Raw genomic sequence first — 5,758 nt, forward strand, 5'->3', positions numbered from 1 at the left:
GCACTCACTGACTCGGATTTTGATTGCGATTCACTTACTAGTGCGGACTCAGACTGTGACGCACTCACTACCGCGGAATCGGATTGCGATCCACTTACTACTGCGGACTCAGATTGTGACTGACTCACTACTGCGGACTCAGATTGACTTGATTCAATAACAGCTGAAGTTGACTGAGATTGGCTTGTCTCAATTGCAGCTGAAGTTGACTGAGATTGACTTAGTTCTACAGCTGAAGTTGATGCCGAAATACTGTTATTATCTTTTGTTACATTGATAATAACATTTTTATTATCTTCACTGCTATCTGGATAAGTGACTATCACCAGAATAGAGACTTCTCCATCCTTTGGTCTATTCGGACCTGGTGTAAAGGAAACCTTTCCGTTTTCAGGATTAATAGTTGCTGTATCTCCAGTGTCTGGATCTTCCCAATTTGTTGTACCATTTCCAAAGGTAAATGTTGTACCAGCAGGTGGTGTTACATAATCTTCAGTCGTTGATCCGGCGTCTGGATTGTTAGGATCAGTAATTTTCTTACTAAAGGTCGGTTTTGAAACAGCTGGAATTCCTGAACCTGATTCAGTACTTGCTGGTGGATAAGATGGTTCGTATATCTCATTGTCTTTAGCAGTGATGGTAATGTATGCAGTAAGGAAATCTTCTGAATTATCACTATAGGTAACAATTAATGGTACAGCAATTGTTTCACCGGCTCTATCTGCAGTTTTTTCAGCGCTAATAGAAATTGATCCATCATCATTCAGGGTCACATCACCAGTCAACAGAGTGGTTTGAAAATTCTTAACTGTTGGATTAGCTACTTGCCCCTCTTTAACGAATGTTGGCGCTGCTATTCTTCCTGCTTCGCCCTCTTTAACGGAGATATTGTCGTATCCCGGTTCGAACTCTTCGTTCATATAGACTTTCTCCCATTGAGCATATAGGGTTGTAGAGTTTTCAAGAGGAGTCGTAGATGTTACCCAGTCACCTAATCCATTTGCCTCTGTATTCCAACCCAAGAAACGATATCCATCACGGACTGGATCTTCTGCCATGTTATTGCCTAAACCACCATTTTGATAGCCTGTTTCAGTTGAGAAATCTTCACTCTTAGGCACATCAGTTGACTCAACCTTCGTTGTATTACCTTGAGCATCCGTTTCAGCTCTAGGTGCTGCATAAGTCATCATTCTAGCAGTTGTATTTGCGCCGTGATTAAGATCAAAGGCAACCTTAATTAATACTCGGCCGATTGCTGCATCTGAACTGACAGAAGTTCGGATAGCTTCTTCTCCATCTTCAAGTGCTCTCGCCCGGTCAACCCCACTTGCACGATAATTATATGAACGTGCCAATAATGGAGAATCCTTAGTCACCCGGTCAGTTTCCGGTATAGTGTATTCAAATTTATAAAGTCCCTTACCAGCTTCTGGATATTGCTTACCAAGAAGAGAATAGCTAGCTCCTGGTTCAGCTGTATCTTTAGAGAAGGTTGTAACGGTTTTTTTCTCTCCTGTATTCGCATCGACATAAACAATCTCTACCATTTGGTCTGGCTGATAAGTATAACCTGTGATGACCTTATCCGTATCATACATGTCGAAGATAGCTGGCATATACTGAGTACGGTTAAGTAAAGCAGAAGACTGACTCTCAGTCCCGATTAGTACACGTGGTGCAAAGGATGTTTCTGCTTGACCAGGATTCACTTCAGCGACTTTAGTACCATTGATATAGATTTCTGCTCGGTTATCAACTAAGTCTCCACCTTGACCAGTATAAAGCTTGATATCCGTTCCAGCAGGAACCTTGATATCGTAAGGCATGGTATAGGTATAGGTCTTCTTATCACCGGAAATTTGGAAGTCGTAGCGGTCATATACGCCGCGAGCTCCAGTTGAATTAGGATAAATGCCCAAATGACCAAAAATCGGTGCGTCACCAATCTTCATAGCTAAACGGCGTGCTGTATCACCAACATAAAGATTATTAGAAAGAGATAATCCGCCTGGATTTTTATTATCGACTGGCTTGGCAAAGCGAATTTCAATCTTATCACCAGTTAGGGCTGTGCCTTCAGCAGTCGTTTGAACATTAACCCGATCAATCCCCTTGTCAGCAGGTGTTTCAATAATATAAGACGAATGAATATCAACGTTGACCATTTCTGGCTCAACACCAGATTCCGTAGTTGGATATAGTTTCTTAAGGCTATCAGAGTCAACGTTTAAGGTCGTTAGAGTAAAGATTTGATCTGAAACCCGAGAACCTAAATTATCAGTAAACCCGTCATAATCTTTCTCAGTATAAATAATTTGACCGGTTTCAGCGTTTGACTTGAATCCATTTGGAGCATAAATAACATAAGCCATATTACCTTCAACATTTACCTGGTCGCGGGTAAATCCGGTTCTGGCATTGTTTGGATTAATACCTGCTTGGGCCCCAGATGTCTTAGAAGGCTCCACATAACCGATAAATCCTAATTCATCTTCCTTTAAGGTATCTAGCAAGGCTTTATCAAAGGCTAAACGGTGGGCAAAGTATTGGCCATTTTGTTGCTCATTCGTACTATTCGTAGCCGATTTCATAATCTGGCTAGCGATGGTTAATTTATTTTCAACCGGATTATAAGACACGTTGTTCTGAGATAGTATAAATGCTGGCGCTTGGTCAAAAGATCCAACTTCTTGTAAGAATGGCGAAAGCCCTTCCTTGAGGTTGGTGTCTGTTGTCTTAGGAATAGCAGAAGCTGATGTGTAAGAGCCGTAACCTGTGAGTTTGATGTTAGAATCAGCTGTATTCCCCATTGTCTTGGTATAAACATTATTATTAGCGTCCAAAATTCGTGATTGAATGGTCGTATCAATTTTGTCTAAAGCTGCTCGATCAGTATTTCTTAGATACAATTTGATAGGTGTATGCTGTGAGTATGCCCCTTGCAGCATATCCGATATGGTCATCATTTTATCTTGCGAGGTGAAACCATTAGTGAATCGGTGACGAACATTATTTTTTCCTACATAGTAGGATTTGGCCCAATCAATGCTCTTAGCTAAATCATCCGAAATCCATAGGTTGACTCTGTCCCAAGCATTTGCTGATCTCGAAAAGAAACTGTAAACCACATCAATAACTGAGTTGCCATTAGCACCTTCGTGAGTCCCTTTATAATTCAATTGTGCAGGTGAGAGTGGCTCAGACATATTGTTGATCACACGCAGATTTTGTCCCGGTGCTAATTCCCACCGAGTCAGTCCTTGGCCTGCTACAGAATCTTCAAACCAGTTAGGATCAAGATAATATTTCTTACCTGTTTCGACATCTTCAAAGTAACGTCTACCATCTGTATCCTGGCCGGGAACAAAAATCTGATCCTTTGAGGCTTTCACATCAGAAAGGATGTTGTTAACCTGATCGATAGACTCAGCTGCATCTATTTTAGCTTGAATAGCCTTAACATGTTCAGGATCAGCCTTTTGGCCAGCTGCTAGCGCATTGGCCTGTCTATCTAATTCAGCTTTTGCTTCATTTTTTCCAGTTTCTTTAGCTGAGGATAATTGTGTAGCTAATTCCTCTTTCTCCGCTGGCGTTAGCTCTTTTTCAATCGCTGCATCGGGATTAGCTTCTTTGACCTCATTGAGAATTTTCTGAATCTCTTCGGAGCTGTTAGCTTTATCAATTCTAATCTTATATAACTGAACTTCTTGAGCAGAGATACCCGACTCCTCAATCGTTTCTTTAGCTGATGCTTTTAAGTTAGCAACTGCATTGTCAGTTTGAAATGCAGTTGCTGGCTCATTAAGAGCAAAGAAGGACAATGATGATAAGTCTGCTTCTGAAGGGTTCTCTAGATTATCCCCACCTTGTGGCGCATCAATTGCTTTTTCAGCACCGACAACATCCTGCTTCTTATCCGCTTCCCTCTTGTCTGCACCTGTTGTATTGATAGCGGTAAGGGTTCCAGCAGTGGCAACGTTATTAATGGTTGCTACTGGATCAACCTGAGTGGTATCCACTGTTGAATCTTCCTTGTTCAACTCGGCAGATGCTTGACGGTCGGTTGACAGAGGTGCTACTTGATTAGATGGATCATTAGCGGTTGACTCCTCAGCAACTTCAGCCTTAGGCGCTTCAGTAGTTGCTGACGGTGCAGCCGACATTCTTCTAGCTTCTTCTCGACCAGCATCTGTTGCAGCTCGTCTCGGTGCTACTTGGCTGTCCTGAGGAGTGCTTTGAGATTCAAGAGAATCACTAGTTGCTTTTGCGGATTCAGAGGTTGAATCAGCGATTGATTCAGAAGTAGACTCAGATCCAGATTCTAATGAACTTGAAGCTTGAGAAACCGGTTCCTCCACAACTTCAGAACTTACTGGTTCTTCAACAGCCGCTTCAGATGCTTGAGCATCGCTAGCTTGGGAAGCTGGCACTTCTGTATCTAAGGTTGCTGAGGTGTTAGTGGCTAAGTTTCCTTCAGCCGCTTCCGTCTCACGTTCAACAGGTAATTCTTCTTGGGCGAAGGCTGTTGTAACTTGAGCTCCCCCTAAAATAGCCCCAATCGAAGCAGCTGTTCGTACCATATTACCCAATGTACGATTATGAGCTTCTTCTTCCAACTCGTTAATTGCTTGAATATCATCTTTAGAAATAAGTGGCAAGAGACCAATGCGTGTCATGCAAGATGTTACCCAGTGCTTACCTGACTTATGTAGTTTGACCCGGGACTTGCGTTCCGTTTCAATTGGTCGTTTATTATTTTTTCCTACCATTCAGATACATTCCCCCTTTGATTTATATGGCATTAAACACAAGGTGTCATCATTTAGACAATTCGTTCAATATTAGAACATGATGACATTTTGGTTAATGTTTTAAGTATACACCATATTCAATATTTAATTCAACATACATTTTGTATCAAATCTTTCCACCCTCCGGAACTTTTTGAGAATTTAACAGATAATTGATATTATAATAATAAATATATTGATAGCTGCTTGCTAAATAACTACTATATTTGTTGCTCTATCAACACTTACATTCAATTCAGCTAAACTAAATTTTCAGTATTATTTTAACTTTACAATTGTGTAACACACTTAATAAGATTGAATTTCCCCTCTAATTGTCATTATCTTTTGATTTTGAAGATATTTGGGTGTGATATTATTATAGTTTTTATTTTTCTACTATTTTTTACACTTACTTTAAATTCTTATTTAGAATATATATTTTGGATTGTAAGATCCTAATATTTCTTGTTTTGGATTCCTCACTATTAGATCGCTAGACTTGTACCAATTATTTTTCAGATTTTAGAATCATTAAATAAAACGAGTTAACGACGATTTTCTTATTTTTATATTAGATAGATTGTAAAATTAATTGCGACAAACAAGAAAACTCATAACAGGTTCGTGTAAAATGTTAGTAACCACAAAAACACACACGGAGGACCTGTTATGAGCTACAAACATCTTACCATAGAAGACCGTTCAAAAATAGAAGTACTTTATCAGGAGGGCTATACAGTGTGTCAAATTGCCCAAGCCATTGGGCGGCACCGCTCAACCATTTATCGTGAACTTAAACGTGTTCAATCAGCTAGTTATGATGCTCAACTGGCTCAAGATAACGCCACTGAGCTTAAAGCTCTTAAAGGGCGTCGCCCGAAACATACGCCTGAGTTTATTCAAGATATTCGAACAAAGTTAGAATGGACTTGGTCTCCCGAACAAATCGTGGGACGCTGCTA

General features: G+C 40.3%; 2 protein-coding genes. One reads left to right on the plus strand and one right to left on the minus strand.

All coding sequences use genetic code 11. The features are described 5' to 3' along the window. The coding region (locus T408_RS11365) for a Rib/alpha-like domain-containing protein (protein WP_035420535.1) at positions 1 to 4,772 on the minus strand (4,772 nt) is incomplete at its 3' end. Positions 4,773 to 5,465: 693 nt separating this feature from the next. Between T408_RS11365 and T408_RS0108895 the strand changes: the two genes are divergently transcribed. Beyond that, positions 5,466 to 5,758 (plus strand): helix-turn-helix domain-containing protein (locus tag T408_RS0108895; RefSeq protein WP_028119610.1); only part of this gene is annotated, 293 nt, incomplete at its 3' end.

Source organism: Hutsoniella sourekii ATCC 700629 (assembly GCF_000518205.1).
GTDB lineage: Bacteria > Bacillota > Bacilli > Lactobacillales > Aerococcaceae > Hutsoniella > Hutsoniella sourekii.